The 22,960-nt window shown below is 66.1% G+C and carries 22 protein-coding genes and 1 pseudogene; 14 read left to right on the forward strand and 9 right to left on the reverse strand.

The window, feature by feature from the left end; translation table 11 throughout:
* Positions 1 to 2: 2 nt before the first annotated feature.
* Together KI242_RS07755 and KI242_RS07760 are read right to left on the reverse strand one after the other, a co-directional pair.
* Positions 3 to 1,184: an acetyl-CoA C-acyltransferase gene (locus KI242_RS07755; protein WP_015634539.1), complete on the reverse strand. Its 1,182-nt coding sequence runs from the start codon at positions 1,182 to 1,184 to the stop codon at positions 3 to 5.
* Between the two features lie 17 nt (positions 1,185 to 1,201).
* Entirely contained in the window at positions 1,202 to 3,322 is a 2,121-nt protein-coding gene (locus KI242_RS07760; protein ID WP_212806037.1) for a 3-hydroxyacyl-CoA dehydrogenase NAD-binding domain-containing protein, read from the reverse strand.
* Positions 3,323 to 3,619: 297 nt separating this feature from the next.
* Here KI242_RS07760 and KI242_RS07765 point away from each other — a divergent pair, with 297 nt between their 5' ends.
* From KI242_RS07765 to KI242_RS07795, 7 genes are all read left to right on the forward strand, one after another.
* Positions 3,620 to 4,336: a GntR family transcriptional regulator gene (locus tag KI242_RS07765; protein ID WP_011059818.1), complete on the forward strand. Its 717-nt coding sequence runs from the start codon at positions 3,620 to 3,622 to the stop codon at positions 4,334 to 4,336.
* Entirely contained in the window at positions 4,333 to 5,121 is a 789-nt protein-coding gene (locus KI242_RS07770; protein ID WP_011059819.1) for an SDR family oxidoreductase, read from the forward strand. The genes KI242_RS07765 and KI242_RS07770 overlap by 4 nt, the downstream gene beginning before the upstream one ends.
* 99 nt (positions 5,122 to 5,220) lie before the next feature.
* Complete coding sequence (locus KI242_RS07775; RefSeq protein WP_212806038.1) at positions 5,221 to 6,153, forward strand: 3-keto-5-aminohexanoate cleavage protein; 933 nt, start codon at positions 5,221 to 5,223, stop codon at positions 6,151 to 6,153.
* A gap of 66 nt (positions 6,154 to 6,219) precedes the next feature.
* Positions 6,220 to 7,554 (forward strand): MFS transporter, encoded by a 1,335-nt coding sequence (locus KI242_RS07780; protein WP_041752004.1) that lies wholly within the window; start codon positions 6,220 to 6,222, stop codon positions 7,552 to 7,554.
* A gap of 99 nt (positions 7,555 to 7,653) precedes the next feature.
* Positions 7,654 to 8,574, forward strand: coding sequence for a LysR substrate-binding domain-containing protein (locus KI242_RS07785; RefSeq protein WP_011059822.1), 921 nt, complete (start codon positions 7,654 to 7,656; stop codon positions 8,572 to 8,574).
* A gap of 229 nt (positions 8,575 to 8,803) precedes the next feature.
* Positions 8,804 to 9,991, forward strand: coding sequence for a low temperature requirement protein A (locus tag KI242_RS07790; RefSeq protein ID WP_015634542.1), 1,188 nt, complete (start codon positions 8,804 to 8,806; stop codon positions 9,989 to 9,991).
* Between the two features lie 82 nt (positions 9,992 to 10,073).
* Entirely contained in the window at positions 10,074 to 10,439 is a 366-nt protein-coding gene (locus KI242_RS07795) for a 5-carboxymethyl-2-hydroxymuconate Delta-isomerase (RefSeq protein WP_011059824.1), read from the forward strand.
* A 3-nt stretch (positions 10,440 to 10,442) separates the two neighbouring features.
* Here the strand turns inward: KI242_RS07795 and KI242_RS07800 are convergent, their stop codons facing one another.
* The 5 genes from KI242_RS07800 to KI242_RS07820 all read right to left on the reverse strand — a co-directional run bounded on the left by KI242_RS07800 (position 10,443) and on the right by KI242_RS07820 (position 15,046).
* Positions 10,443 to 11,381: a LysR family transcriptional regulator gene (locus KI242_RS07800; protein WP_072451020.1), complete on the reverse strand. Its 939-nt coding sequence runs from the start codon at positions 11,379 to 11,381 to the stop codon at positions 10,443 to 10,445.
* A 180-nt stretch (positions 11,382 to 11,561) separates the two neighbouring features.
* Positions 11,562 to 12,470 carry a DMT family transporter gene (locus KI242_RS07805; protein ID WP_019093309.1) on the reverse strand — a complete coding sequence of 303 codons (909 nt, stop codon included), beginning with the start codon at positions 12,468 to 12,470 and terminating at the stop codon, positions 11,562 to 11,564.
* A 16-nt stretch (positions 12,471 to 12,486) separates the two neighbouring features.
* The gene (locus tag KI242_RS07810; RefSeq protein WP_212806039.1) at positions 12,487 to 13,671 is read right to left on the reverse strand and encodes a cyanate transporter; all 1,185 of its coding nucleotides are present in this window, start codon (positions 13,669 to 13,671) and stop codon (positions 12,487 to 12,489) included.
* Positions 13,672 to 13,879: 208 nt separating this feature from the next.
* On the reverse strand, positions 13,880 to 14,350 hold the full coding sequence (gene cynS, locus KI242_RS07815; protein WP_123430218.1) for a cyanase: 471 nt from the start codon (positions 14,348 to 14,350) through the stop codon (positions 13,880 to 13,882).
* Between the two features lie 36 nt (positions 14,351 to 14,386).
* On the reverse strand, positions 14,387 to 15,046 hold the full coding sequence (locus tag KI242_RS07820; RefSeq protein WP_011059829.1) for a carbonic anhydrase: 660 nt from the start codon (positions 15,044 to 15,046) through the stop codon (positions 14,387 to 14,389).
* A gap of 109 nt (positions 15,047 to 15,155) precedes the next feature.
* Between KI242_RS07820 and cynR the strand changes: the two genes are divergently transcribed.
* Positions 15,156 to 16,046: a transcriptional regulator CynR gene (gene cynR, locus KI242_RS07825; protein WP_011059830.1), complete on the forward strand. Its 891-nt coding sequence runs from the start codon at positions 15,156 to 15,158 to the stop codon at positions 16,044 to 16,046.
* Here the strand turns inward: cynR and KI242_RS07830 are convergent.
* Positions 16,019 to 16,807, reverse strand: a complete 789-nt coding sequence (locus KI242_RS07830) for a transporter substrate-binding domain-containing protein (protein ID WP_011059831.1) — start codon at positions 16,805 to 16,807, stop codon at positions 16,019 to 16,021. The two genes, cynR and KI242_RS07830, sit on opposite strands and share 28 nt — an antisense overlap.
* Positions 16,808 to 16,970: 163 nt before the next feature.
* Between KI242_RS07830 and KI242_RS07835 the strand changes: the two genes are divergently transcribed.
* From KI242_RS07835 to KI242_RS07850, 4 genes and pseudogenes are all read left to right on the forward strand, one after another.
* A complete protein-coding gene (locus KI242_RS07835) occupies positions 16,971 to 17,633 on the forward strand; it encodes a class I SAM-dependent methyltransferase (RefSeq protein ID WP_011059832.1) in 663 nt (220 codons plus the stop codon).
* A gap of 122 nt (positions 17,634 to 17,755) precedes the next feature.
* Entirely contained in the window at positions 17,756 to 18,889 is a 1,134-nt protein-coding gene (rnd, locus tag KI242_RS07840; protein ID WP_011059833.1) for a ribonuclease D, read from the forward strand.
* Positions 18,886 to 19,179, forward strand: coding sequence for a YcgL domain-containing protein (locus KI242_RS07845; RefSeq protein WP_011059834.1), 294 nt, complete (start codon positions 18,886 to 18,888; stop codon positions 19,177 to 19,179). Before rnd ends, KI242_RS07845 begins: the two co-directional genes overlap by 4 nt.
* Positions 19,180 to 19,299: 120 nt before the next feature.
* Positions 19,300 to 20,231, forward strand: a pseudogene (locus KI242_RS07850) (D-2-hydroxyacid dehydrogenase).
* A 113-nt stretch (positions 20,232 to 20,344) separates the two neighbouring features.
* Here the strand turns inward: KI242_RS07850 and KI242_RS07855 are convergent.
* On the reverse strand, positions 20,345 to 20,938 hold the full coding sequence (locus KI242_RS07855; RefSeq protein ID WP_011059836.1) for a nitroreductase family protein: 594 nt from the start codon (positions 20,936 to 20,938) through the stop codon (positions 20,345 to 20,347).
* Between the two features lie 274 nt (positions 20,939 to 21,212).
* Here KI242_RS07855 and KI242_RS07860 point away from each other — a divergent pair, with 274 nt between their 5' ends.
* Together KI242_RS07860 and KI242_RS07865 are read left to right on the forward strand one after the other, a co-directional pair.
* Entirely contained in the window at positions 21,213 to 21,662 is a 450-nt protein-coding gene (locus tag KI242_RS07860; protein ID WP_015634549.1) for a YcgN family cysteine cluster protein, read from the forward strand.
* Between the two features lie 45 nt (positions 21,663 to 21,707).
* Positions 21,708 to 22,943 carry a hypothetical protein gene (locus tag KI242_RS07865; RefSeq protein ID WP_015634550.1) on the forward strand — a complete coding sequence of 412 codons (1,236 nt, stop codon included), beginning with the start codon at positions 21,708 to 21,710 and terminating at the stop codon, positions 22,941 to 22,943.
* Positions 22,944 to 22,960 lie beyond the last annotated feature (17 nt).

Below are 22,960 nucleotides of genomic sequence, written 5' to 3' on the forward strand. Positions count from 1 at the left end.
CCTCAATAGATTTCGAACAGCGCGGCGGCGCCCATGCCGCCGGCAATGCACATGCTGACCACGGCGTACTTGACCCCGCGGCGCCGACCTTCGAGCAGCACATGGCCGGCCAGGCGCGCACCGGTCATGCCGAACGGGTGGCCGAGGGCGATGGCCCCACCGTTGACGTTCAGGCATTCATCGGCGATGCCCAGCCGCTGCTGGCAATAGAGCGCCTGGGAGGCGAAGGCTTCGTTGAGTTCCCAGAGGCCGATGTCGTCCACCTTGAGGCCGTGCCGGGCCAGCAGCCGGGGTACGGCGAACACCGGGCCGATGCCCATTTCGTCGGGTTCGCAACCGGCCACCGCCATGCCACGGAACACGCCCAGCGGTTGCAGGTTGGCGCGGGCCGCTTCACGGGCCTCCATCAGTACGCAGGCCGAGGCGCCGTCGGACAGTTGCGAGGCGTTGCCGGCGCTGATGAAGCGCTGTGGGCCCAGCACCGGTTCCAGTTTGGCCAGGGCCTCGTAAGTGCTCCCCGGGCGGTTGCAGGTGTCGGCGTCCACCGTGACCTGGTGCTGGCTGACCTCGCCGCTCTGCTTGTCGGTCACGGCCATGGTGGTGGTGCAGGGAATGATTTCCTCGCGGTAGTGCCCGGCCCGTTGCGCCGCTTCGGTCTTGTGCTGGCTGCGCAGCGAGAAACGGTCCTGGGCCTCGCGGCTGATGCCGTAGCGCGCGGCGACGATGTCCGCGGTCTCGATCATCGGCAGGAACAGCTCCGGTTTGTGCTGCACGAGCCAGGGATCGAGGTCCGGGTCGTCGCTGCCGCGGCCGCGGATCTGCGAGATGCTTTCCACGCCACCGGCAATGATGGCGGGGGCGCCATCGACCACGATACGCCCGGCGGCCATGGCGATGGCCTGCAAGCCGGAGGCGCAGAAGCGGTTCACCGTGGTGCCGGCGATGCCGATGGGCAGGCCGGCGCGGACCACCGCCAGGCGCGCGACGTTGCGCCCGGTGGTGCCTTCGCCGTAGCCACAACCGAGGATGGCGTCCTCGATCAGCCCCGGGTCGATGCCGGCCCGTTCCACGGCGGCGCGTACCGCGAAAGCGGCGAGGGTCGGGCCGGGAGTGATGTTGAATTCGCCGCGGTGGGCCTTGGTCAGGGGCGTGCGTGCGGTGGATACGATGACGGCTTCGCGCATGGCGCGTGCTCCTTGAGTCAATGGCTGTGGTTGAGGCTGTCGAAGTTCTCGCCGCGCTCCACCAACTGCTCCAGCAGTGGCGAGGCTTTCCAGAACAGCGGGTCTTGTTCGGCGAATTCGCGGATGTCCGCCAGCACCTGGGGCAGGCCGTACTGGTCGGCGTACTTGAGCGGGCCACCGCGATAGCGCGGGAAGCCGTAGCCATGGATAAAGGTGATGTCCACATCCAGGGGGCGCAGGGCGATGCCTTCGTGCACCACGTTGGCGCCTTCGTTGATCATCGCCGCCATGTAGCGCCGCAGGATCTCCGGGTTGCCGAAGGTGCGGGGCGTGATGCCGGCCCGGGCCCGCTCGGCGTCGATGATGGCCAGGACTTCCGGGTCCTGGGTGGCGCTGCGCGGGCCCTGGGCATAGAGGTAGTAGCCACGGCCGGTCTTGTGTCCGAACCAGCCGCGTTCGCACAGGCGGTCGGCAATCTGCACGTAGCGCGCGTTGGGATTGCGGGTGGCGGCCTTGCGTTTGCGCGTCGCCCAGCCGATGTCGCCGCCGGCCAGGTCGGCCACCTGGAAGGGCCCCATGGGGAAGCCGAAGTCGCGCAGGGCCTGGTCGATCTGATAGGGCGAAGCGCCGTCCTCCATCATGTAGTCCGCCGCCTGGCGGTAGACCGCGAGGATCCGGTTGCCGATGAAACCATCGCAGACCCCGGCACGCACCGGCACCTTGCGCAGTTTCTTCGCCAGTTCGAAGGCCGTGGCCACCACGTCCGGTGCGACCTTGGCCGGGACCACGATCTCCAGCAGCTTCATGATGTTGGCGGGGGAGAAGAAGTGCAGCCCGATGACATCGGCAGGCCGCGAGACGCTGTCGGCGATGGCGTTGAGGTCCAGGTAGGAGGTGTTGCTGGCCAGTACCGCGCCAGGTTTGCACACCCGGTCCAGTTCCTTGAACACCGCCTGCTTGGCGGCCATGTCCTCGAACACCGCTTCGATCACCAGGTCGGCCCGGGCCAGGTCCTGGTAGTCCAGGCTGGCGCGGAAGCGGGCCAGGGTCGCGGCCTTGCCGGCGGCATCCAGGCGGCCTTTTTCGATCAGCCCGTCATAGACCTTCTCGACGTTGCCCCGGCCGCGGTCCAGGGCCTGCTGGTCGCGCTCGATCATGGTGACCTGCAGGCCGGCGTCGAGGGCCGAGACAGCGATGCCGGCGCCCATGGTGCCGCCGCCGACCACGGCCACCTGTTCGATGGGGCGAGGCTGGGCGATGCGGGTTTCCGGGGCCTTGAGCACTTCGCGCTCGGCGAAAAAGGCGTGTACCAGCCCGGCACGCTGCGGGCTGTCGAGGCATTCCTGGAACAGCCGGCGTTCTTCCTCCAGGCCTTGATCGAAGGGCCGGTCAAGGGCCGCCTCGACCGCACGAATGATGTTCTGCGGCGACAGCAGGCCCTTGGCCTTGTGCGTGATCTGTTCGCGGGCGGCGTTGATCTGTTCGCGTTGCCGATGCTGATCGCCCAGGGCCCGGGCGTCCCGGGTGCGCCGCACGCCGGCATGGCTGTCCACCAGCTCGCGGGCATAGGCCAGGCCGGCAGCCAGGGCATCCTCACCCTCCGCCAGGCGGTCCACCACCCCCAGGTCGAGGGCCTCCCGGGCATTCAGGTGACGGCCGCTGAGCATCAGTTCCAGGGCCGCCCGGGCACCGATCAGGCGTGGCAGGCGCTGAGTGCCACCGGCCCCGGGCAGCAGGCCGAGCAGCACTTCCGGCAGGCCGAGGCGGGCGCTGCCCAGGGCCAGGCGGTAGTGGGCCGCCAGGGCCACTTCCAGGCCGCCTCCCAGCGCCACGCCCTGGATGGCCGCCACCACCGGTTTGGCGCTGTCCTCGATGCGCTTGACCACCGCTGGCAATGCCGGGGCCTGGGGCGCCTGGCCGAATTCGCGAATATCGGCGCCGCCACAGAAGTGGCGCCCGGCGCCGACCAGCAGGATGGCGGCCACCGTCGGATCGTCGGCGGCGCTGTCCAGGGCGGCCAGCAGCCCGCGCCTGACCTCCACGCCAAGGGCGTTCACCGGCGGGTTGTCGAGGGTCAGGACCAGGATGTTGCCGTGCAGGGCGGATGCCACAGAGGGCTGGGCGGTGTCGCGACTCATTGCAGCAGTCTCCGGAGGAAAGGGCAGCGTGAGGCCGATGGTTGCCCAGGGGGCTCCGGGCGCTGAACGGAAATCAGGATTGGATTCCGCTGTTTGAATCGGCTGGTGAAAATAATCCTGTCATCAATAAATTATTGGGTCAATACGGAATAGTGTTTCGCAGTGCGGAATAAAAAGATTCTTTTTACTTGATTTAAGCCCTTGATTGCTTCAGAGACGTGAGGATGAATATTTGACATATTTGATTTGTGATCACATATTGCTGCCCACAAGAATCACAACACAGGTGTCACCCCCATGTCCGAAGGTCCTATCCCCCTGCCTACCTTGCGTCAGGTTTCTCGCGATACCTTGCAGGAACAGGTGTATCGACAGATTCGCGAAGCCTTGATGAGTGGCCGATTCCAGCCCGGCCAGAAACTGACCATTCGTGGCCTGGCCGAAGCCCTGGGTTCCAGCCCGATGCCGGTGCGCGAAGCCCTGCAGCGCTTGAGTGCGGAAAATGCCTTCGAGGTCACGGAAACCTCCCGCCTGCGGGTACGCATGATGACGGTGGAGCGCCTGCGGGAAATCCGTGATGCACGGGTGGCCCTGGAGGGGCTGCTGGCGGAAAAGGCCGTGCAGCATCTGCACAAGGCCGATATGCAGGAGATCGCCGATCTCTGCCGGCAGATGCAGAAGGCCGCCGACGAGGTGGATGTCTCCCGCTACCTGTGGACCAACTTCGCTTTCCACCGGCGCATCTATGCAGTGGCCCGGGCCGAACTGACCATGGCCGCCGTGGAGAACTTCTGGCTGCACATGGGCCCCTGCTTCGCCCTGGTGGCGCCGGACAAGGCCCACCTGCAACGTTCCATGGAGGCCCACAACCGAATCGTCGAGGCCCTGGTCGCCGGCGATGGCCCGGCGGCGCGAGCAGCGGTCACCGACGACATCATGCAGGCGGCGGATTCCCTGGGCCGCCTGCTGGCCAAGAGCGACGGTGCAGCACAGCGTAAAGGAGGCCGGGCATGAGCATCCTTCAGCGTTTGCAGCCTTATCCGGGCTTGCGGGTGATGATTTCCGGTGGCGCGGCGGGCATCGGTGAAGTGCTGGCCGCTGCCTACCTTGAAGCCGGCGCCCAGGTGCATGTGTGCGATGTCAGCGAAGCGGCCCTGGCGGCCTTTCGCGATCGCTACCCCGAGGCCCTGGCAACCCGTACCGATGTCGCCGACCCGGCGCAGATCGAAGCCTTGTTCAAGCTTCAGGTGCAGCACTTCGGTGGCCTCGATGTGCTGGTCAACAACGCCGGCATTGCCGGGCCGACCGCGGGCATCGATGCCGTCAGCGATGCCGACTGGCAGCGCACCATCGATATCAACCTGACCGCGCAATACCGCTTCGCCCACCACGCGGTGCCCCTGCTCAAGGCCTCGGACAAGGCCCACCTGCTGCACATCGCCTCCGTGGCCGGGCGCCTGGGCTACGCCTGGCGCACGCCTTATGCCGCTACCAAATGGGCGATTGTCGGGTTGATGAAGTCTTTGGCGGCGGAGCTGGGTGCCAGCGATATCCGGGTCAACGCGCTGTTGCCGGGGATAGTCGAGGGGCCGCGGATGGAGGCGGTGATCCAGGCCCGGGCCGAACAGACCGGGGTACCGGTGGCGCAGATGCGCGAGCAGTACCTGGAGAAGATCTCCCTCAAGCGCATGGTCAGTGCCGAAGACGTGGCGGCCATGGCGCTGTTCCTCTGTTCGCCGGCGGCATGCAACGTCACCGGCCAGGCGATCAGCGTCGACGGCAACGTCGAATACCTCTAGCTCCCGCCGGCTGGCCGCGCCGGCGAGGACCGCCGGCGCTGAAACCTGTAGCGACACCCTGGGATTTTTTTCATCAAGAATAAAAGTCGGAGTACCGTCATGCCTGGAAAAACACCCGTCATCATCACTTGCGCCGTTACCGGTGCCATTCATACCCCGTCCATGTCGCCCCACCTGCCGGTCACGGCCGGGGAGATCGCCGCCGAGGCCATCGCCGCCGCGGAGGCCGGGGCGGCCATCGTCCACCTGCACGCCCGGGACCCGGAGGACGGCCGGCCGAGCCAGGACCCCGAGCTGTTCCGGCGCTTCCTGCCGCAGATCAAGGCCGCCTGCGACGTGGTGATCAACCTCACCACCGGCGGCGCGCCGACCATGGGTGTCGAGGAGCGCCTGCAACCGGTGCTGGAGTTCAAGCCGGAACTGGCCTCGCTGAACATGGGCTCGATGAACTTCGGCCTGTACGAAATGCTCAACCGCTTCACCGAGTTCAAGCACGACTGGGAGCGGCCGTACCTGAAGGAAAGCGACGACCGGATTTTCCGCAATACCTTCCGCGATATCGCCCATATCCTCAGTGCCTGTGCCGAGAACCGCACGCGCTTCGAGATCGAGTGCTACGACATCGGCCACCTCTACACCGCTGCGCATTTCCTGGAGCGCGGCCTGCTCAAGGCGCCGCTGTTCATCCAGTCGGTGTTCGGCCTGCGGGGCGGCATCGGCGGCCACCCCGAGGACCTGGCACACATGCGCCGCACCGCTGACCGGCTGTTCGGCGATGCCTATCACTGGTCGATCCTCGGCGCCGGGCGCAACCAGATTCCCCTGGCGACCATGGGCCTGGCCATGGGCAGCCATGCCCGGGTCGGCCTGGAGGACTCGCTGTGGGACGGCCCCGGCAAGCTGGCGGCGAGCAACGCCGACCAGGTACGACGCATCCGCAGCGTCATCGAGGCCCTGGGCGGCCGGGTGGCGACGGCGGACGAAGCCCGCACCCTGCTCGGGCTCAAGGGACGCGACCAGGTCGCGTTCTAAGCCCCGCAGGCCCGCTGCCGGCGCCTTCCGGGCGCTGGCGATCCCGCATAACAATTACAAAGGGATATGCCCATGAACACTGCAACCGCCGCGCCGCCCCGGGACCCGCAACAACTGACCCGGCTGATGTTCCTCAAGCTGATGCCGCTGCTGATCGCGGCCTATGTCCTGAGTTTTCTCGACCGCACCAATATCGCCCTGGCCAAGCATCAGCTGGATGTGGACCTGGGGATTTCCGCCGCGGCCTACGGGCTGGGGGCCGGACTGTTCTTCCTCACCTATGCGCTGTCCGAAGTGCCGAGCAACCTGATCATGCACAAGGTCGGCGCGCGCTTCTGGATCGCCCGGATCATGGTGACCTGGGGGCTGATCTCCGCTGCCATGGCTTTCGTCCAGGGCGAGACCTCCTTCTATGTGCTGCGCCTGCTGCTGGGGATCGCCGAGGCCGGGCTGTTTCCCGGGGTCATGCTGTACCTGACCTACTGGTTCGACCGCCAGCAGCGGGCCCGGGCCACCGGCTATTTCCTGCTGGGGGTGTGCCTGGCCAATATCATTGGCGGCCCGCTGGGCGCGGCGCTGATGAAGATGGACGGCCTTTTGGGCTGGCACGGCTGGCAGTGGATGTTCCTGCTCGAAGGCCTGCCGGCGGTGTTCTTCGCCTGGGTGGTATGGCGGCGCCTGCCGGACCGCCCGAGCCGTGCTCCCTGGCTGAGCGCCGAGGAAGCGGCGGCCATCGAACAGCGCCTGGCCCGGGAAGCCGACGAGGGCGCGGGGCAGGGCGGGCACTCGTTCCGGCAATGCTTCACGCCACAGATCCTGCTGGCGATCTTTGTCTACTTCTGCCATCAGATCACCATCTACACCGTGATCTTTTTCCTCCCCAGCATCATCGGCAAGTACGGCAACCTGAGCATCATGAGCGTTGGCCTTTTGACCTCGCTGCCCTGGATCGCCGCAGCCGTCGGGGCTATCGCCTTGCCCCGGCTGGCCAACAGCCCGCAACGCTCGCGGCGCCTGCTGGTCTGTGGCTTGCTGGTGATGGCGGCGGGGCTGTCGATCGCGGCGTTTTCCGGGCCGGTGTTCAGCCTGCTGGGGTTCTGCGTGGCGGCGCTGATGTTCTTCGTGGTGCAGTCGATCATCTTCCTGTACCCGGCTTCACGGCTCAAAGGCGCGGCGTTGGCGGGTGGCCTGGGCTTCGTCAATTCCTGCGGGCTGCTGGGCGGTTTTGTCGGCCCTTCGGTGATGGGCGCGATCGAGATGAGCACCGGCAATGCCATGAATGGCCTCAAGGTGATTGCCCTGGTGCTGCTGGTGGCGGCATTGGCGGCACTGCGTTTGCGCCAGGGCCAGGAGGACCGCTGTGAGCAAAGGGCGAGTGGGCTGGCGAGAAACTCCGCCTGAGGTCTGCCCGGGGTTGGCGTCGCTTGGCAGATCTTGCCTGGACGCCAGCCCTCCGGCCTTTCTACACTGCTTCCCGTCTGGGGACCGGGGGCAACATCAATGAATCGCAATGAACTGCGCAAGGCCGATATCAACCTGATGGTGGTGTTCGAGGCGCTGATGCTCGAGCGCAATGTCACCCGGGTGGCGGAGAAGCTGTTCCTCGGCCAGCCCACCATCAGTTCCGCGCTCAACCGCCTGCGGGCGATGTTCAACGACCCGCTGTTCATTCGCGTCGGCCATCGCATGGAGCCCACGGCTCGTGCCGAGCAGATCATCCAGCACCTGTCGCCGGCCCTGGACGCACTGTCCTCGGCCCTGAGCCTGACCCACGATTTCGATCCCGCCAGCAGCACCATGACCTTTCGCATCGGCCTGTCCGACGACGTCGAGTTCGGCCTGCTGCCCCCCCTGCTGCGGGCCCTGCGCCAGGAAGCGCCGCAAGTGGTGGTCGTGGTGCAGCACGTGGACTACTGGCGGATTCCCGACCTGCTGGCGTCCGGCGATATCACCGTGGGCATCAGCCAGACCCGCGGCCTGCCGGCCAACGCCAAGCGCAAGCTGCTGCGGCATATCCAGCCCAGCGTGCTGCGGGCCGATGCCAGCGACACACCGCTGACCCTCGATGAGTACTGCGCGCGGCCCCATGTGCTGGTGTCCCACACCGCCAATGTCGCCGGCTTCGCCGATGAGTGGCTGGCGGAGATCGGCCGCACCCGCCAGGTCGTGTTGTCGGTGCCCCAGTACAGCTCGCTGCCGGCCCTGCTCGCCGGCACCAAGCTGATCGCCAGCCTGCCCGACTATGCCGCCGCCGCCATGGCCGCCTCGGGGCAGCTGTACTGCGAGCCGTTTCCGTTCAAGACCCCGACCCTGGACCTGTCCATGGTCTGGCTCAGCCATGTGGACACCGACCCCGCCGAACGCTGGCTGCGCTCGCGGCTGGAAGCCTTCATGAGCGAGCGGGCGCCCCTCGCGAGCTAATCGCGCCTGGTAGCCGCTGCCGCAGGCTGCGATGGACCGCGCAGCGGGCCCCAAACCTGCCCATGCGGTATGCCTGGCGGATCGGGTGGGCGGCCTTGCCAGTCCTGCGGACCTGGTCGCAGCCTGCTACAGCGGCGCAGTGAACGGAGGCCGCCAGCTTGGCATAGGCACAGGCGGCTGCTTTGCTGTGTGGATCGTCTGTTGAAACATTGATCGGTGGAGTTTGCCCATGAGTCGTTCCCGTTCCCTGTTGCGTGGGCGTGGCAGCCACGACAGCGGCAAGGTTGGCATGGTCGAGCTGTTCTTCGACCTGGTGTTCGTGTTTGCCGTGACCCAACTGTCCCACTCCCTGCTGGCTCATCTGTCCCTGGGCGGAGCGCTGCAGGTGGCGTTGCTGATGGTGGCGGTGTGGTGGGTGTGGATCTTCACCTCGTGGATCACCAACTGGCTGGACCCGGAAGCCCTGCCGATCCGCCTCGGCCTGTTCGTGCTGATGGTGGCCGGGTTGCTGCTGTCCTCGTCGATTCCCCAGGCCTTCGGCGAGCGTGGGCTGCTGTTCGCCGGCGCCTATGTGTTCATGCAGGTGGGGCGCACCGCCTATTCGCTGTGGGCAGTGCGCGGCGAGCCGCTGAACATGACCCGCAACTTCCAGCGGATCCTCTTGTGGCTGATGTTCTCGGGCGTTTTCTGGATCACCGGTGGCCTGCTCGAAGGCCCGCAGCGCCTGGCGTGCTGGGGGCTGGCCCTGGCCATCGAGGTGCTGTCGCCGTCGCTGTATTTCTGGGTGCCGGGGCTCGGCCGCTCGACCCTGGAAGACTGGAATGTCGAAGGCAACCACATGGCCGAGCGCTGCGCTCTGTTCGTGATCATCGCCCTGGGTGAATCCCTGCTGGTCACCGGCGCCACCTTCGCCGAGCTGGCCACCAGTGCCGAAGGGGTACTGGCTTTCGTGGTGGCGGTGCTGGGCAGCATTGCCATGTGGTGGGTGTATTTCGACAGCGGCGCCGAGCGTGCCCACCACCGCATCGCCCACTCCAGCGACCCGGGGCGCCAGGCGCGTATTGCCTACACCTACCTGCATGTGCTGATCGTCGCCGGGATCATCGTCAGTGCGGTGGCCGACGAACTGGTGCTGGTGCACCCGCAGCATGCCAGCCAGGCCGCGGTGCTGGTGATCGTCGGCGGGCCCTGGCTGTTCCTGCTCGGTTGCGCGCTGTTCAAGTGGGTGATGAACGAGCGGCCGTTGCCGCCGCTGTCGCACCTGGCCGGGCTCGCGGCCTTGCTGCTGTTGTTGCCCGCGGCCTGGAACCAGTGGTTTTCCGCCCTGGCGCTGGGCAGCCTGACCACCCTGGTGATGCTGCTGGTGGCGGCCTGGGAAACCCTGGCCCTGCGGGAAAGGGCGGCGTCCAGGCAATGAGGCTAACGGCTACTGCGGCGGCGTGGGGCGGGTTGTGTAGTATGGAGCGCCTTTTTACCCCTGACTGACCGGGAGCTTTGCCATGCCGCACCTGCATATGGAATACACCGCTAACCTGCCGCAACTGGACGTCGACAAGGCGCTGCTGCGACTCAATCATGGGCTGGTGGCGTCCGGGCAGTTCTCCGACGAGTTCGACATCAAGAGCCGTGCAGTCAAGGTCGAAGCGTTCCGGGTCGGCACCGGGATTGGCGAGCGCGGCTTTGTCCACGTCAAGCTGGCCTTGCTCAGCGGCCGTTCGCCAGAGGTCAAGAAGCAGTTGTCCGAGAGCCTGCTGGCGGTGTTGCAGGATCTGGCGCCATGGCCGGCGGATGTCCAGGTGCAACTGTGCGTGGAGATCGTCGATATCGACCGCGCGTCCTACAGCAAGGCCGCCGTCGGCCGCTGAGGATCAGGCCAGCCCCTGCTCGGCGCAGACCTTGACTATCTGTTCACGGAACCAGGTCTGCGCGCTGTCCTGATCGGTGTGCTGGCTCCACTGCATGTCCAGGCTGAATCCCGGCAGGCCGCTGGGGGCCTCGCAATGGTTGAACACTGCCTCGTTGGCCAGCAGTGCCTGGATGCGCCGGGGCAGGGTGAGGAGGAAGTCGGTGCCGGTGATCATCTTCAGCGCTGCGCTGTAGCTGTTGGAGCGGGCGACGATCTGCCGCTTGTGGGCCTGGCGCGCCAGCCAGCCGTCCACCATGTTGCTGTCCGACGTCCAGGGCGTGGGAAACACGTGCCGCCGCTCGACGAACGACTGCAGGCTGAAGCGCGGTTCCCTGGGCGGGGTCGCACGCTTGTCGAAGACACACACCAGGTCGTCCTCCAGCAGCATCTGCGATTTGAAGTCGGCGTGGCCGCGATGGAAGTCGGGCCCGAAACAGATCACCAGGTCGACGCTGCCATCGCGCAGGTCCTCGGCGGGAATATCACTTTCCAGCTTCTGCACGTTGACTGTCACCGGCAGGTCGGCGTAGTCGAAGCCCTTGAGCAGGCGCGGCAGGATCAGCAGCTCGAAGTATTCCGGGGCACAGAGGTTGAAGGTCACGGCCTGGCGGGTCGGGTCGAAGGCCGGCACACCGCTGTGGCACAGGTTGATGCTCTCCAGGATCCTCAGCACGTGGTTGTACATGCTGGTGGCCTTGTAGGTCGGGCGCATGCCGGTGCGGGTGTTGATGAACAGTTCGTCCTCGAAGCCGTTGCGCAGTTTCTTCAGGCAGTAGCTGACGGTCGACTGGCTGACGCAGAGGGTTTCCGAAACCCCGGTGACACTGCTTTGCTCGTACACCGCGATAAAGACCATGAGGTCCTGCATGTCGAGTTTTCTGAGCACATTGCTGATGAGCATCCGTTCCATCCCGCTGAGCACCTGGCGCCGGTGGCGCGCAAACCGGATCGATGCTAGCGGAACGATCGTCCTAATTAAATGCCCGGGGCGGGGATTCGCGGACAGCATCGGGACATAAATGTCCGATAACACGACCTGCGCAGTTTCGCGCACTGCAATGGTGCTTGTCCCGGGGAAATTTCAGGCCGCCGCGGCTGTCGGGCGGCTGCCGCGCACCAGGCCGAGCATGCCCAGGGCCACCAGCAGGGCGCCGAGCATTTCTGTCAACTGTGGCCCCTGGCCCAGCCACAACCAGTGGAACAGCGTGAGGAACAGGGTGCTCAGGTAGATGTAGGAAATCACCGTGGACGGGGCGATGACGCCGATGGCCCGATGCAGCAGCCAGAAGGTTGCCAGGGTGGCGAACAGCGCCAGGTACAGCAGCCACAGCAGGTCGTTGCCGCGCAGTAGCGCGGCACTGCGCCAGCCGCCACTGGCCAGGCTGGCGACAAACAGGAACAGCGATCCGAACAGCATGTTCCAGAAGGTCATGGCCGCCGGGCTGCGCCCTTGCAGGCTGCCGGCCTTGAAGCGCTGGCTCAGCGGCGAGTAGGCGGCCATGGCCAGGCAGCCCAGGGCGTAGATACCCATGGCGTACAGCGACGGCAATTGCCCTGGCGCGCCGCCCTTGAGGATCAGCAGCAGCGCCCCGGCCCCCGCCACCAGCATCGGCAGCAGGCGGCGCCGCTGGCCGCTTCCAGGCAGCAGCCAGGCTTCGAACACCAGGGTCAGGAGCGGCACCAGGGTGAACAGGGTCCCGGTGTTGACCGCCGAGGTATAGCGCAGGGCTTCGAACAGCGAACCGAAATACAGCGCCAGCAGCAGGCCCAGCAGCCCATGGGCGCGCAAGCCGGCCAGGGTCATGGGCGCCGAACCCTTGAGCCACAACAGAGGCACGAACATCAGCGCCGAGAACAACAGGCGCAGGGCGGTCAGCAGTACCGGGTCGATGGCCTGGCTGACCTCGGCGGCGGCAAAGAACGAAGCGGCAATCAGCACCGCCCACAGCAGCATGCCAAGGTTGGCCTGGGTGAAGTTCGCCGGGTTCATGATGGCCTCCCCCGGCTCAGCGGATGTGCTGGCGGTAATGCTTCGGATTGAAGCGCAGCGCCATGAGGATCATCACCAGCATCACCGCGGCCAGTGACCACCAGGCCCACTCGAAGCTGCCCAGCTGGTCGCGGATCATGCCCGCCAGCAACGGCGACAGCCCGGCAATCAGGTAGCCGATGCCCTGCACGAAAGCGGTCAGGCCACCGGCGCGGCGCGGGTCGCTGAGGTGGTCCAGGGAGACGATCAGGCTCATGGGAAACAGCCCGCCGATTCCCAGGCCCAGCAGGCACGGCCACAGCAGGCTGAGGTGTTTGGGGCTGAGGATCAGGCCGCAGAAGCCGGCGATGATCAGTACCAGCAGGGCCACCAGCACCAGGCGCCGGTCCTGGCTGCGGTTGGCGATGGCCGGGGTGACCAGCCCGGAAATCACTTCCATGGCGGTGAGAAAGCCCAGCAACAGGCCCGCGTTCTGCTCGCTCCAGCCGTTCTCCACGTAGTAGGGCGCCAGCCATGCCAGCACGCAGGTGTAGGAAGCGGTGCCGAGGCCGAAGAACACCGCCAGCAGCCAGGCCCGGCGATTACCGGCAAAGGATTCCCGTGCTCCACCTTTGCCTGGCAGCCTGGGCAGGGCCGCGCGCTGGGCGTACCAGAACACCAGGGCCAGCAGCGCCAGGGCGGCCCAGATCGCCAGGGCCAGGCGCCAACTGCCACTGTGGTTCATCACCAGGGGCGAGAACGACGCGGCCAGCGCTGCACCGCCCATGATCGAGGTGACGTACAGGCCCATGAACAACGAGACATTGTCGGCAAAGCGCGACTTGATCAGCGCCGGCAGCAGTGCCTGGATCAGGGCGATGCCGATGCCGGCCAGCACCGCGCTGAGAATCAGCTCGGCTGCCGAATCCATGAACAGCCGCGAGACCGTGGCCAGGCCGATGACCAGCAGCGACAGGACCACAGTGCGGTGCTCGCCCAGGCGCTGGCTGATGCCCATGCCGAAGAACATCGCCAGGCCCATGGCCATGACCGGCAGCATGGTCAGCAGGGAAGCCAGGCTGAAGCTCAAGGGGATATCGCCGCGAATGCCCGACAGCAGCGGGCCGACGGCGGCCATCGACGGACGCAGATTGAGCGCCACCAGAATCACACTGACCATCAGCCAGAGTGCGGGGCGGGAAGTTGCACGAACGTTTTCCATGGTCGGACCTTCAACAAACAAGGACCCGATTAGGCGGCTCGGTCTGGAGTGGGGGCAAATCAGAAAGTCCGCGGTGTTATTTAAAAACTAAATAACACCGCGGACCTGTAGCCGCTGCCGCAGGCCGCGATCCGGGCCGCAGGGCCGCAAACCGGACGATACGCACGCCCGGCAGGTACCTACCGCTGGAGCAACCTGCAACCCGGGATCAGAACGGCTTGGTCGGCAGGTACTTGCCGTCCAGGGTGATCACTGCGCGGGAACCGCCTTCCGGATCTTCGACCTTCTTGATGTCCAGCTTGAAGTTGATGGCGCTGATGATGCCGTCGCCGAACTGCTCGTGGACCAGGGCCTTGAGGGTCGAACCGTAGACCTGGAGCATTTCATAGAAGCGATACACGGTCGGGTCGGTGGGGATGCCGCCGGCGATGCTGCCGCGCAGGGGAATGCTCTGCAGCAGGCGGCTGGCGTCCTGGTCCAGGCCCAGCTTGTCGCACACCAGGTCGGCGGCGGTGGGCGGCAGGGCGTGCTGGCCCAGCAGAGCGGCGGTGACGAAAGCCAGGCTCAGCCCGGTGCCGTCGGTGAGGTCCTGCCACGACAGGTTCTTGCGCGCCTTGGCGTCGATGATGGTGTCGGCCAGGGCCAGGCGTGGAGCTTGGGCGAATTGGGATTGCAGCATGGGGTGACTCCTCTTGAGTGACGAAACGGGGGCTGCTCAGGCAGCGCTGGAAGCTTGGCTGGCCAGGGCACAGGTGTGCGGGTACTCGGCCAGGGAGACGAAACGCTGGGTGTTGCCGTCGAGGGCGACGATGGCGCCGCTCTCGATGTCATAGACCCAGCCATGCAGGTTGAGCCGGCCCTGCTCCAGGGCCAGGGCCACCGAAGGATGGGTCTTGAGGTTGGCCAGTTGGGCGATCACGTTGTCGCGCACCAGGGCGTCCAGGTGCTCGGCGGGCGAGGCGTGCTGGCGGGCGGCATTGATCACCTTGGCCGACTCGGCATGGCGCAGCCAGTTGGCCACGGCGGGCAGGTGGTCGAGGCACTTGCAGGTGGAAATGGCGGTCATCGCGCCGCAGTCGGAGTGGCCGCAGATGACGATGTCGCTCACCCCCAGCACTGCCACCGCGTATTCCACGGTGGCCGATACGCCGCCCGGCTCGGGGCCGTAGCTGGGCACGATGTTGCCGGCGTTGCGGATCACGAACAGGTCGCCGGGCTCTTGCTGGGTCAGCAGTTCGGGCACCACCCGGCTGTCGGAGCAGGTGACGAACAGGGTGCCGGGGTTCTGGGTGCTGGCCAGTTGCTTGAACAGTTCACTGCGTTGGGGAAAGGCTTCGCGCTGGAACTTGAGGAAGCCGTCGATGATGTTCTGCATGGGGTTCTCCTTGCGTCGCTGATGGGGCAAGGATGGAAGTTTTCAGCTATAGCGTCCAAGACCGGCTTATTATGCTTTCCATAAGTACAGCCTATAGTTGGAATTCCCCATGCTGTTGCGTCACATCCGTTACCTGCTGGCCGTGGCCGAGCATTGCAACTTCACCCGGGCTGCCGAGGCGCTGCATGTGTCCCAGCCGACCCTGTCGCAACAGATCAAGCAGTTGGAGGAGGGCCTGGGGGCGCCGCTGTTCGACCGTTCCGGGCGCAGCGTGCGCCTCACCGATGCCGGCCAGGCCTATGTCGCCTATGCCCGCCGCGCCCTGCAGGACCTGGAGGCGGCCAGGCGGGCGATCCACGATGTGCAGGACCTGAGCCGCGGCTCGCTGCGCCTGGCACTGACCCCGACCTTTACCGCCTACCTGGCCGGGCCCTTGCTCAGCCGCTTTTACCGGCAGCACCCGGGAATCGGCCTGAGCATCGAGGAAATGACCCAGGACCGCCTGGAGGCGGCCCTGGCCGAAGACCGCCTGGACCTGGGTATCGCCTTCGCCGGCGAGCACCTGGCGGAGATCGAGAGTCAGGCGCTGTTCATCGAGACCCTGAGCCTGATGGTCGGCCCGCAGTATCCGCAGCCCGAGCGCCTGCCCTTGAGTGCCGAGGCCCTGGGCCGCCAGCCCCTGGTGCTGCTCAGCGCCGACTTCGCCACCCGCCGGCACATCGACCTGTATTGCCGGCAGCAGGGCATTGCCCCGCCGATCGCCGCCGAGGCCAATTCGGTCAGTGCGATTGTCGAGATGGTCCGGCGCGGGCAACTGGCGACCATCCTGCCCAGCTCCATTGCCCGGGAGCAGCCGGGGCTGCGCACCCTGGCCTTGCAGTCACCACCGGCGCCGCGCAGCGTGGTGCTGCTGGGGCGCAAGGGCGCCTATCGCAGCGCCGCCTGCCAGGCTTTCCGGCAGCTGCTGCTGGATCAGGACGAGGGCGCGGCCAGCCACTGATTGACCACCCGGTCGTAGGCGCCGGTGGCCTTGCTCAGGTGCAGCCATTGGTCGACGTAGCTTTTCCAGGCCACATCGTCCCGGGGCAGGAGAAAGGCCTTCTCGCTGTATTGCAGATAGCGCTCGGGGTTGACTGCGCACAGCCCCGGCTTGTGCCGTTGCTGGAAGCGCGCCTCCGAGGCGTCGGTGATCATCACGTCGGCGCGGTGGGTCAGCAACTGATCGAAGATCGTCACGTTGTCGGCGAACAGGGTCAGGCTGGCCTTGGGCAGGTGGGCCCGGGCGAAGATTTCGTTGGTGCCGCCCGGTGGCTCGATCAGGCGCACCTCGGGCTGGTTGATCTGTTCCAGGGTCTGGTAGCGCTTGAGATCCTGGCAGCGCACCAGGGGGATCTTGCCGTCGATGCCCAGGGGCTGGCTGAAGAAGGCTTTTTTCTGCCGCTCCAGTGACACCGAAATACCGCCGACGGCGATGTCGCACTGTTGGCTCTGGAAGTCCGCCATCAGGCCTTTCCAGGTGGTGTTGACCCACTTCACCCGCACCCCGAGGCTCTCGGCCAGGGATTCGGCCAGGCTGATGTCGATGCCTTCGTAGTGGCCGTCGTCGCGCAGGTAGCTGTAGGGCTTGTAGTCGCCGGTGGTGCAGACCGTCAGGTGGCCGCGCTCGATCACCTGGTCCAGGTGCGAGGAGGGCTCCTGGGCGAAGCTCAGGGCTGGGGCGCTGAGGCCCAGCAGGGTACACAACAGCAGGCGCGGGAGCATGGAATCGTTCCTTGAGGGGCAGGGGGGCGGAGCATTATTGGCGCCAGCCGCCGGCCAGGCAAGGCAAGTACCGGTGCCGGAAGGCGATGCGGGCTTTCGACCTTTTTTTCACGAATGGCACGTTAACCTGTGGCCCCTGGATTCCAAAAAGAGTTCGCCGTTCATGTCGTCCCATCCCCCACCGTCCATCGAACTGGAGTTCGCTCGGCGCTACGACCAGGAGCACGCGCGCGTCTGCCGCGAGCCCCGGCCAGCCGGGATCGGCGCACGCCTGGCCGTCTGGCGCACGGCGCGCCTGGTACGTCACGCCCTGAAGGAAGCCGGCGAGCCGGGGCTGATCCTGGATGTGGCCTGTGGCGCCGGGCGCTACTGGCCGGTGCTGGGCGAGCACGGCAACCGGGTGATTCTGGCGGCGGACCCTTCCCAGGACATGTTGAACCATGCCCAGACCCACCACCCGGCCAGCCTGCTGAAGCGGGTCAAGACCTTTCACAGCTCGGCGTTCAATATCGGCCTGTCGGCCAATGCGGTGGACTGCATCATCTGCATGCAACTCTTTGCCCACGTGACCCGGGGCGAGGATCGCCTGGCCCTGCTGCGCGAGTTCTACCGGGTCAGCCGGGACACGGTGATCCTGGCCACGCGGATCGAACCGCTGTTGCAGATCGCCCGACCCGCTTCTGCCAGCTCCGGCATGCTGCCGCTGGCCAGCAAGGTGCAGCTGGAAGCGGAGTTCCGCGAAGCCGGTTTTGAAGTGCTCGACCATCGGGACCTGCTGCCCGGTTGGGCGCCTTCGCGGGTCTATGTGCTGAGAAAACAGGGTTAGCCCAGAGTCTCGGACTATTCTTGCCCTCCGGCAGATGGTTTCTCACTTGCTCTTGTCGGGTGAATGCTCGGAAATCGCCGGAGGCGATATATACTGCGCGCCATTCTTCAAGGGAGAGCCGTGTGGCCATCGATATACATTGGATTCGCGACAACGATAGCCTCGGTCAGCTTTGCGCCCAGTGGCAGCAGTTGCCATTCGTCGCCCTCGACACCGAATTCATGCGGGTCGACACTTTCTATCCCATTGCCGCCCTGTTGCAGATTGGCGATGGGCAGCGCGCCTACCTGATTGACCCTTTGACCATCGACAACTGGCAGCCACTGGCGGCCCTGCTGGAGAATCCGGCAGTGGTCAAGGTGGTGCACGCCTGCAGCGAGGACCTTGAAGTCCTGCTGCGCCTGACTGGCAGCCTGCCGGCGCCGTTGTTCGACACGCAACTGGCGGCCGCCTACCTGAACCTGGGTTTCTCCATGGGCTATTCGCGCCTGGTGCAGGAAGTCCTGGGCATCGACCTGCCCAAGGGCGAGACCCGTTCCGACTGGCTGCAGCGCCCGCTGTCGGAAACCCAGGTCAGCTACGCCGCCGAAGACGCCGTGCACCTGGCCCAGGTGTTCACCGAACTGCGGCCCAGGTTGTCCGAGGACAAGTACCGCTGGGTGCTGGAAGACGGCGCCGAGCTGGTGGCCAACCTGCGCCGCGAAGTGGACCCCTACGAGGTCTACCGCGAAGCCAAGCTGGCCTGGAAACTGTCCCGCGCCCAGCTGGCGGTCTTGCGTGAACTGTGTGCCTGGCGCGAGCGCGAGGCCCGTGCCCGCAACCTGCCGCGCAACCGTATCGTGCGCGAGCATGCCCTGTGGCCCCTGGCCAAGACCCAGCCGGACAACCTGTCGGCGCTGGCCAAGATCGAAGACATGCACCCGCGTACCGTGCGCCAGGACGGCGAGTTCCTCCTCGACCTGATCAAGCGCACCGCCAGCGTCGGCCCGGATCAATGGCCGCCGGCCGTGCCCGAACCCCTGCCGATCGAAGCCGCGGCCCTGCTCAAGCGCCTCAAGGCCGTGGGCCAGGCCCAGGCCGAGCGCCTGGGGATCGCCCCGGAAGTGATGCTGCGCAAGAAAACCCTGGAGAGCCTGCTCAAGAGCGGCTTCCCCAACGGGCCTTACCAATTGCCTGATTCGTTGCGTGGCTGGCGCCGCGAATTGATGGGCCAGGCGCTGCTGGACAGCCTGGCCACCGCCGGAGAACAGCCTTGAAACGTATCTGCTCCATCTACAAAAGCCCGCGCAAGAACGAGATGTACCTCTACGTGCTCAAAAGCGAGGCTCTGGAACGCGTGCCGGAAAACCTGCTGCTGGCCTTCGGCAAGCCGCAACATGCCTTCGACCTGGTGCTGAGCCCGGAGCGCAAGCTGTCCCGCGAGGACATCCACCAGGTGCTGGAAAACCTCGACAAGCAGGGCTACCACCTGCAGATGCCACCGGCAGAAGACGAGTACATCGAGCACTTGCCCGAAGAGCTGCTGCGTCGCAATGATCCGGTCTGACCTGTAGGCGCCCGGTCCCGGGCCTCCTTGTAAGTGCAACTGACTGACCTGGCAGCCGCCTTGATCGATGGAGCGATTCTCCGTCGGCGGCTGCCTGCACCGTTTTTTAAGGTTTGAGCCATGCGCGTTCTGATTGCCGAACACGATCACGCTGTTTATGCCCGCCTGTTGCGTCAGGCGACCCCGGAGCTGGAAGTGCTGACCAGTGGCGACTCCGCCGAGCTGGCACGGTTGGCGGCGGATTGTCCGGTCTGGCTGGGGCAGCCGGACCTGCTGGCCACCCTGCTGCGCCAGGGGCACCAGCCCCAGTGGCTGCAATCCACCTGGGCCGGCATTACCCCGCTGCTGGCCGACGGCCTGCCGCGGCACTACCGCCTGACCCGGGCCGTGGGCATCTTCGGCCAGGTGATGGCCGAGTACGTGCTGACCTACATCCTGGGCCATGAGCGCGAGGTGCTGGCGCGCCTGGTGAGCCAGGTCGAGCGCAAGTGGGACAACCGCCTGGGCCAGAGCCTGGTGGGGCGCAAGGTGCTGATCGTCGGCACCGGCGACATCGGCCAGAGCGTGGCGCAGTTCCTCCTGCCGTTTGGCGTGAAGCTGTACGGCATCGCCAGCCAGCCCCGGGAGCAGGCGCCCTTTATCGAAGTGGCCGGCCTGCAAGACCTGGGGCGCCTGGTGGGGAGGTGGACTACGTGGTCAACCTGCTGCCCAACACCCCGAGCACTCACGACCTGTACGACGCGGCGCTGTTCAAGCAGTTCAAGCCCACGGGGTTGTTCATCAATGTTGGCCGGGGCGTGGCGGTGGTCGATGCGGACCTGGTGCAGGCCCTCAAGGATGGGCATCTGGCGGGGGCGGTGATCGATGTCTGCCGCCAGGAGCCCTTGCCGCAACGGCATCCGTTCTGGACCGCCTGGGGCTTGCTGCTGACGGGCCACAGTTCGGCGCCGACCTCGCCGGAATTGATGGTGCAGTTGTTCGCCGACAACCTGCGGGCTTATCAGGCTGGGCAGGCCCTGCGCGGCGAAGTGGATTTCGCCCGGGGCTATTGAAACGGACCTGATCGCAGGAGCGAGCTTGCTCGCGAAAGCCGTGCTTGCCAGGCAAGCGCGGCGCCCTTCAGGGCTTCGCGAGCAAGCTCGCTCCTACAGAGGCGATCGCGGCTTTAGAGGCTGAAATCGCCTTCGGCCACGGTTTCGCTCAGGGGGCGACGCGGGCTTGGCTCTTCCCGGGCCTGGAGGTAGTCGGCCAGGGTCGACTTGTCTCCCAGCTTGCCCACGGCCACGGCGGCGTGCACGGCATAGCCTTCGGGGATCTTCAGTTCCTTGCGGGTCAGTTCCTGGTCGAAACCGGCCATGCCGTGGGTGTGCCAGCCACTGAGGCTGGCTTGCAGGGCCAGGTGGCCCCAGGCCGAACCGGTGTCGAAGGTGTGCCACAGGGCCGGGGTTTCCTCGCTGGCGCCGGGCACGGTGAAGGTGGTCTTGGAAATCACGATCACCAGGGCCGAAGCGTGTTGCGCCCAGCCACGGTTGAATTCGTTGAGCAGGCCGAGGAAGCGTTCCCAGTTCGGCGTGTCGCGGCGGGCATAGAGGAAGCGCCAGGGCTGCGAGTTGTAGGCCGAAGGCGCCCAGCGTGCGGCTTCGAAGAAGCTCAGCAGGGTTTCTTCGGGGATGCTTTCGCCGGTGAAGGCCCGGGGCGACCAGCGCTGGGTGAACTGCGGGTGGATGGCGTAGTCGGCAACGCGAGTGTTGGCGCTCATGGAAAAACTCCTGGCAGCATGTGAGATGAGTGGAATAAACCGGCAAGCGCAGATGAGCTGAGCGAAGGGGTATTCCTGACCCCGTGCGGTTTGCCGGGTGCAACGCGGTCAAGCGTTAATGGCACACGGACGCGGGTCGGTCCGAGGGGCAAAGCTACTGTGCCCATGGCCCGCTGACAAGTCCCGGCCTACCGACAGTCGCCAGCGCTTGGCCCGCCGGTTCTTCGGCACTAGACTGGCGGCCTTTTCACCCTCGGATATTGATGCTTGAGCCATGGCCGCCAAAGTCGAACCTTTCTGGATACGCAAAACCCTCGAACAACTCGACCAGGACGAATGGGAGTCGTTGTGCGATGGCTGCGGTCTGTGCTGCCTGCAAAAGCTTGAAGACGAGGACGACAACAGCGTCTATTACACGCGCATCGCCTGCAAGCTTTTGGACCTCAAGACCTGCCAGTGCAGCGATTACCCCAACCGCCGCGACTCGGTGCCCGACTGCATCCAGCTGACCCCGGGCAAGGCCGACGAATTCAAGTGGCTGCCCCCCACCTGCGGCTACCGCCTGGTGAGCGAGGGCAAGGACCTGCCCCTGTGGCACCACCTGGTGTGCGGCGACCGCGATGCGGTGCACCACGAACGTATTTCCCAGTCCGGCCGCATGCTCGCCGAAGGCAGCGTGGCGGAAGAGGATTGGGAGGATCATCTGATTTTCCGCGCAGGCTGAGGGTTCGCCGCGCCGGCTTCAAGGTTTCAATAGCAAGGAGAGGGTATGAGGGTGGGGGCGAAGCTGGCGCTGGCCGCTGCGATGCTGGCATTGAGCGCATCGGCGTTTGCGGCGAAGAAGGTCGATCTGGATTATCACGTGCGCTTCCTGCCCCAGAGCGATCAGGCCGAAGTGCGCCTGACCCTGGCCGACGGCGCGGCGCTGCGCAGCCTGGATTTCGATCTGGGCTCGACCGGCGACTACAGCGACTTCAAGGCCGACGGCCAATGGCAGGCCGCCCCCGCCGGTGCCGGCGGTCAGCGTGGGGTCTGGCGTCCGGCCAGCGGCAAGGCCAGCCTGAGCTACCGGGTACGCCTGAACCACAGCATCAAGAAGGGCAGCTATGACAGCCGCAGTACTGCCAACTGGGCCCTGCTGCGCGGCGAAACCCTGGTGCCGCCGGCGCACCTGGACCAGCAGGACGGCATCGAGCTGGTGGCGCGCCTGGATTTCGAACTGCCCGCCGGCTGGAAGAGCATCGAGACCGCCTGGCCGCGGATCGGCAAGCACCGTTTTCGCATCGACAACCCCTCGCGGCTGTTCGACCGTCCCGCCGGCTGGATGCTCGCCGGCACCCTGGGCAGCCGCCGCACGCGCCTGGGGGAAACCGACGTCAGCGTGGTCTCGCCACTGGGCCAGGGCATGCGGCGCATGGATGTGCTGACCCTGCTGACCTTTGTCTGGCCGCAGGTGCAGGCGGTGTTTCCCCGCCAGCCGAGCAAGCTGTTGATCGTCGGCGCGGCCGATCCGATGTGGCGCGGCAGCCTGGCCGGGCGCGATTCACTGTTCCTGCACAGCCGCCTGCCGCTGGTCAGCGAGAGCGGCGCCAGCCCCTTGCTGCGGGAGCTGGTGCAATCTCTGGCACGGATCAACGACAGCCAGCGCAGCGACTGGATCAGTGAAGGGCTGGCGCAGTACTACGCCATCGAGCTGCTGCGCCGTGCCGGTGGCATCAGCGATGAACGTTACCAGGTGCTGGGGAAGCGCCTGGCCCGGGACGGCCACAAGGTCACCAGCCTGCGCGGCGAACAGGTGGACAGCGCCACAGTGGCCAAGGCGGTGTTGCTATTGCAGGAGCTGGATCGGGAGATTCGCCTCAAGACCCGCAACAAGCGCTCCCTGGACGATGTCCTGCAAGCGGCGATGCGCCTGGAAAGCGTCAGCACCGCCGAATTCATCCAGCTCAGTGAAAGCGTGCTGGGCGAGCCCTCCAGGGTCCTCGACACCAGCCTGCTGCGCTGACCCGGCGCGGCTGGGGC

Origin of the sequence: Pseudomonas sp. Eqa60, assembly GCF_018326405.1 — a bacterium.
GTDB classification, from domain to species: domain Bacteria; phylum Pseudomonadota; class Gammaproteobacteria; order Pseudomonadales; family Pseudomonadaceae; genus Aquipseudomonas; species Aquipseudomonas protegens.

Coding starts and splice junctions, on each gene's coding strand:
- KI242_RS07760 (WP_212806037.1), bottom strand. CDS start 3,322: ATGAGTCGCGACACCGCCCAGCCCTCTGTGGCATCCGCCCTGCACGGC.
- KI242_RS07770 (WP_011059819.1), top strand. CDS start 4,333: ATGAGCATCCTTCAGCGTTTGCAGCCTTATCCGGGCTTGCGGGTGATG.
- KI242_RS07790 (WP_015634542.1), top strand. CDS start 8,804: ATGAGTCGTTCCCGTTCCCTGTTGCGTGGGCGTGGCAGCCACGACAGC.
- cynR (WP_011059830.1), top strand. CDS start 15,156: ATGCTGTTGCGTCACATCCGTTACCTGCTGGCCGTGGCCGAGCATTGC.
- KI242_RS07785 (WP_011059822.1), top strand. CDS start 7,654: ATGAATCGCAATGAACTGCGCAAGGCCGATATCAACCTGATGGTGGTG.
- KI242_RS07775 (WP_212806038.1), top strand. CDS start 5,221: ATGCCTGGAAAAACACCCGTCATCATCACTTGCGCCGTTACCGGTGCC.
- KI242_RS07810 (WP_212806039.1), bottom strand. CDS start 13,671: ATGGAAAACGTTCGTGCAACTTCCCGCCCCGCACTCTGGCTGATGGTC.
- KI242_RS07820 (WP_011059829.1), bottom strand. CDS start 15,046: ATGCAGAACATCATCGACGGCTTCCTCAAGTTCCAGCGCGAAGCCTTT.
- KI242_RS07800 (WP_072451020.1), bottom strand. CDS start 11,381: ATGCTCATCAGCAATGTGCTCAGAAAACTCGACATGCAGGACCTCATG.
- KI242_RS07755 (WP_015634539.1), bottom strand. CDS start 1,184: ATGCGCGAAGCCGTCATCGTATCCACCGCACGCACGCCCCTGACCAAG.
- KI242_RS07835 (WP_011059832.1), top strand. CDS start 16,971: ATGTCGTCCCATCCCCCACCGTCCATCGAACTGGAGTTCGCTCGGCGC.
- KI242_RS07855 (WP_011059836.1), bottom strand. CDS start 20,938: ATGAGCGCCAACACTCGCGTTGCCGACTACGCCATCCACCCGCAGTTC.
- KI242_RS07865 (WP_015634550.1), top strand. CDS start 21,708: ATGAGGGTGGGGGCGAAGCTGGCGCTGGCCGCTGCGATGCTGGCATTG.
- KI242_RS07765 (WP_011059818.1), top strand. CDS start 3,620: ATGTCCGAAGGTCCTATCCCCCTGCCTACCTTGCGTCAGGTTTCTCGC.
- KI242_RS07830 (WP_011059831.1), bottom strand. CDS start 16,807: ATGCTCCCGCGCCTGCTGTTGTGTACCCTGCTGGGCCTCAGCGCCCCA.
- KI242_RS07795 (WP_011059824.1), top strand. CDS start 10,074: ATGCCGCACCTGCATATGGAATACACCGCTAACCTGCCGCAACTGGAC.
- KI242_RS07805 (WP_019093309.1), bottom strand. CDS start 12,470: ATGAACCCGGCGAACTTCACCCAGGCCAACCTTGGCATGCTGCTGTGG.
- cynS (WP_123430218.1), bottom strand. CDS start 14,350: ATGCTGCAATCCCAATTCGCCCAAGCTCCACGCCTGGCCCTGGCCGAC.
- KI242_RS07860 (WP_015634549.1), top strand. CDS start 21,213: ATGGCCGCCAAAGTCGAACCTTTCTGGATACGCAAAACCCTCGAACAA.
- KI242_RS07780 (WP_041752004.1), top strand. CDS start 6,220: ATGCCCATGAACACTGCAACCGCCGCGCCGCCCCGGGACCCGCAACAA.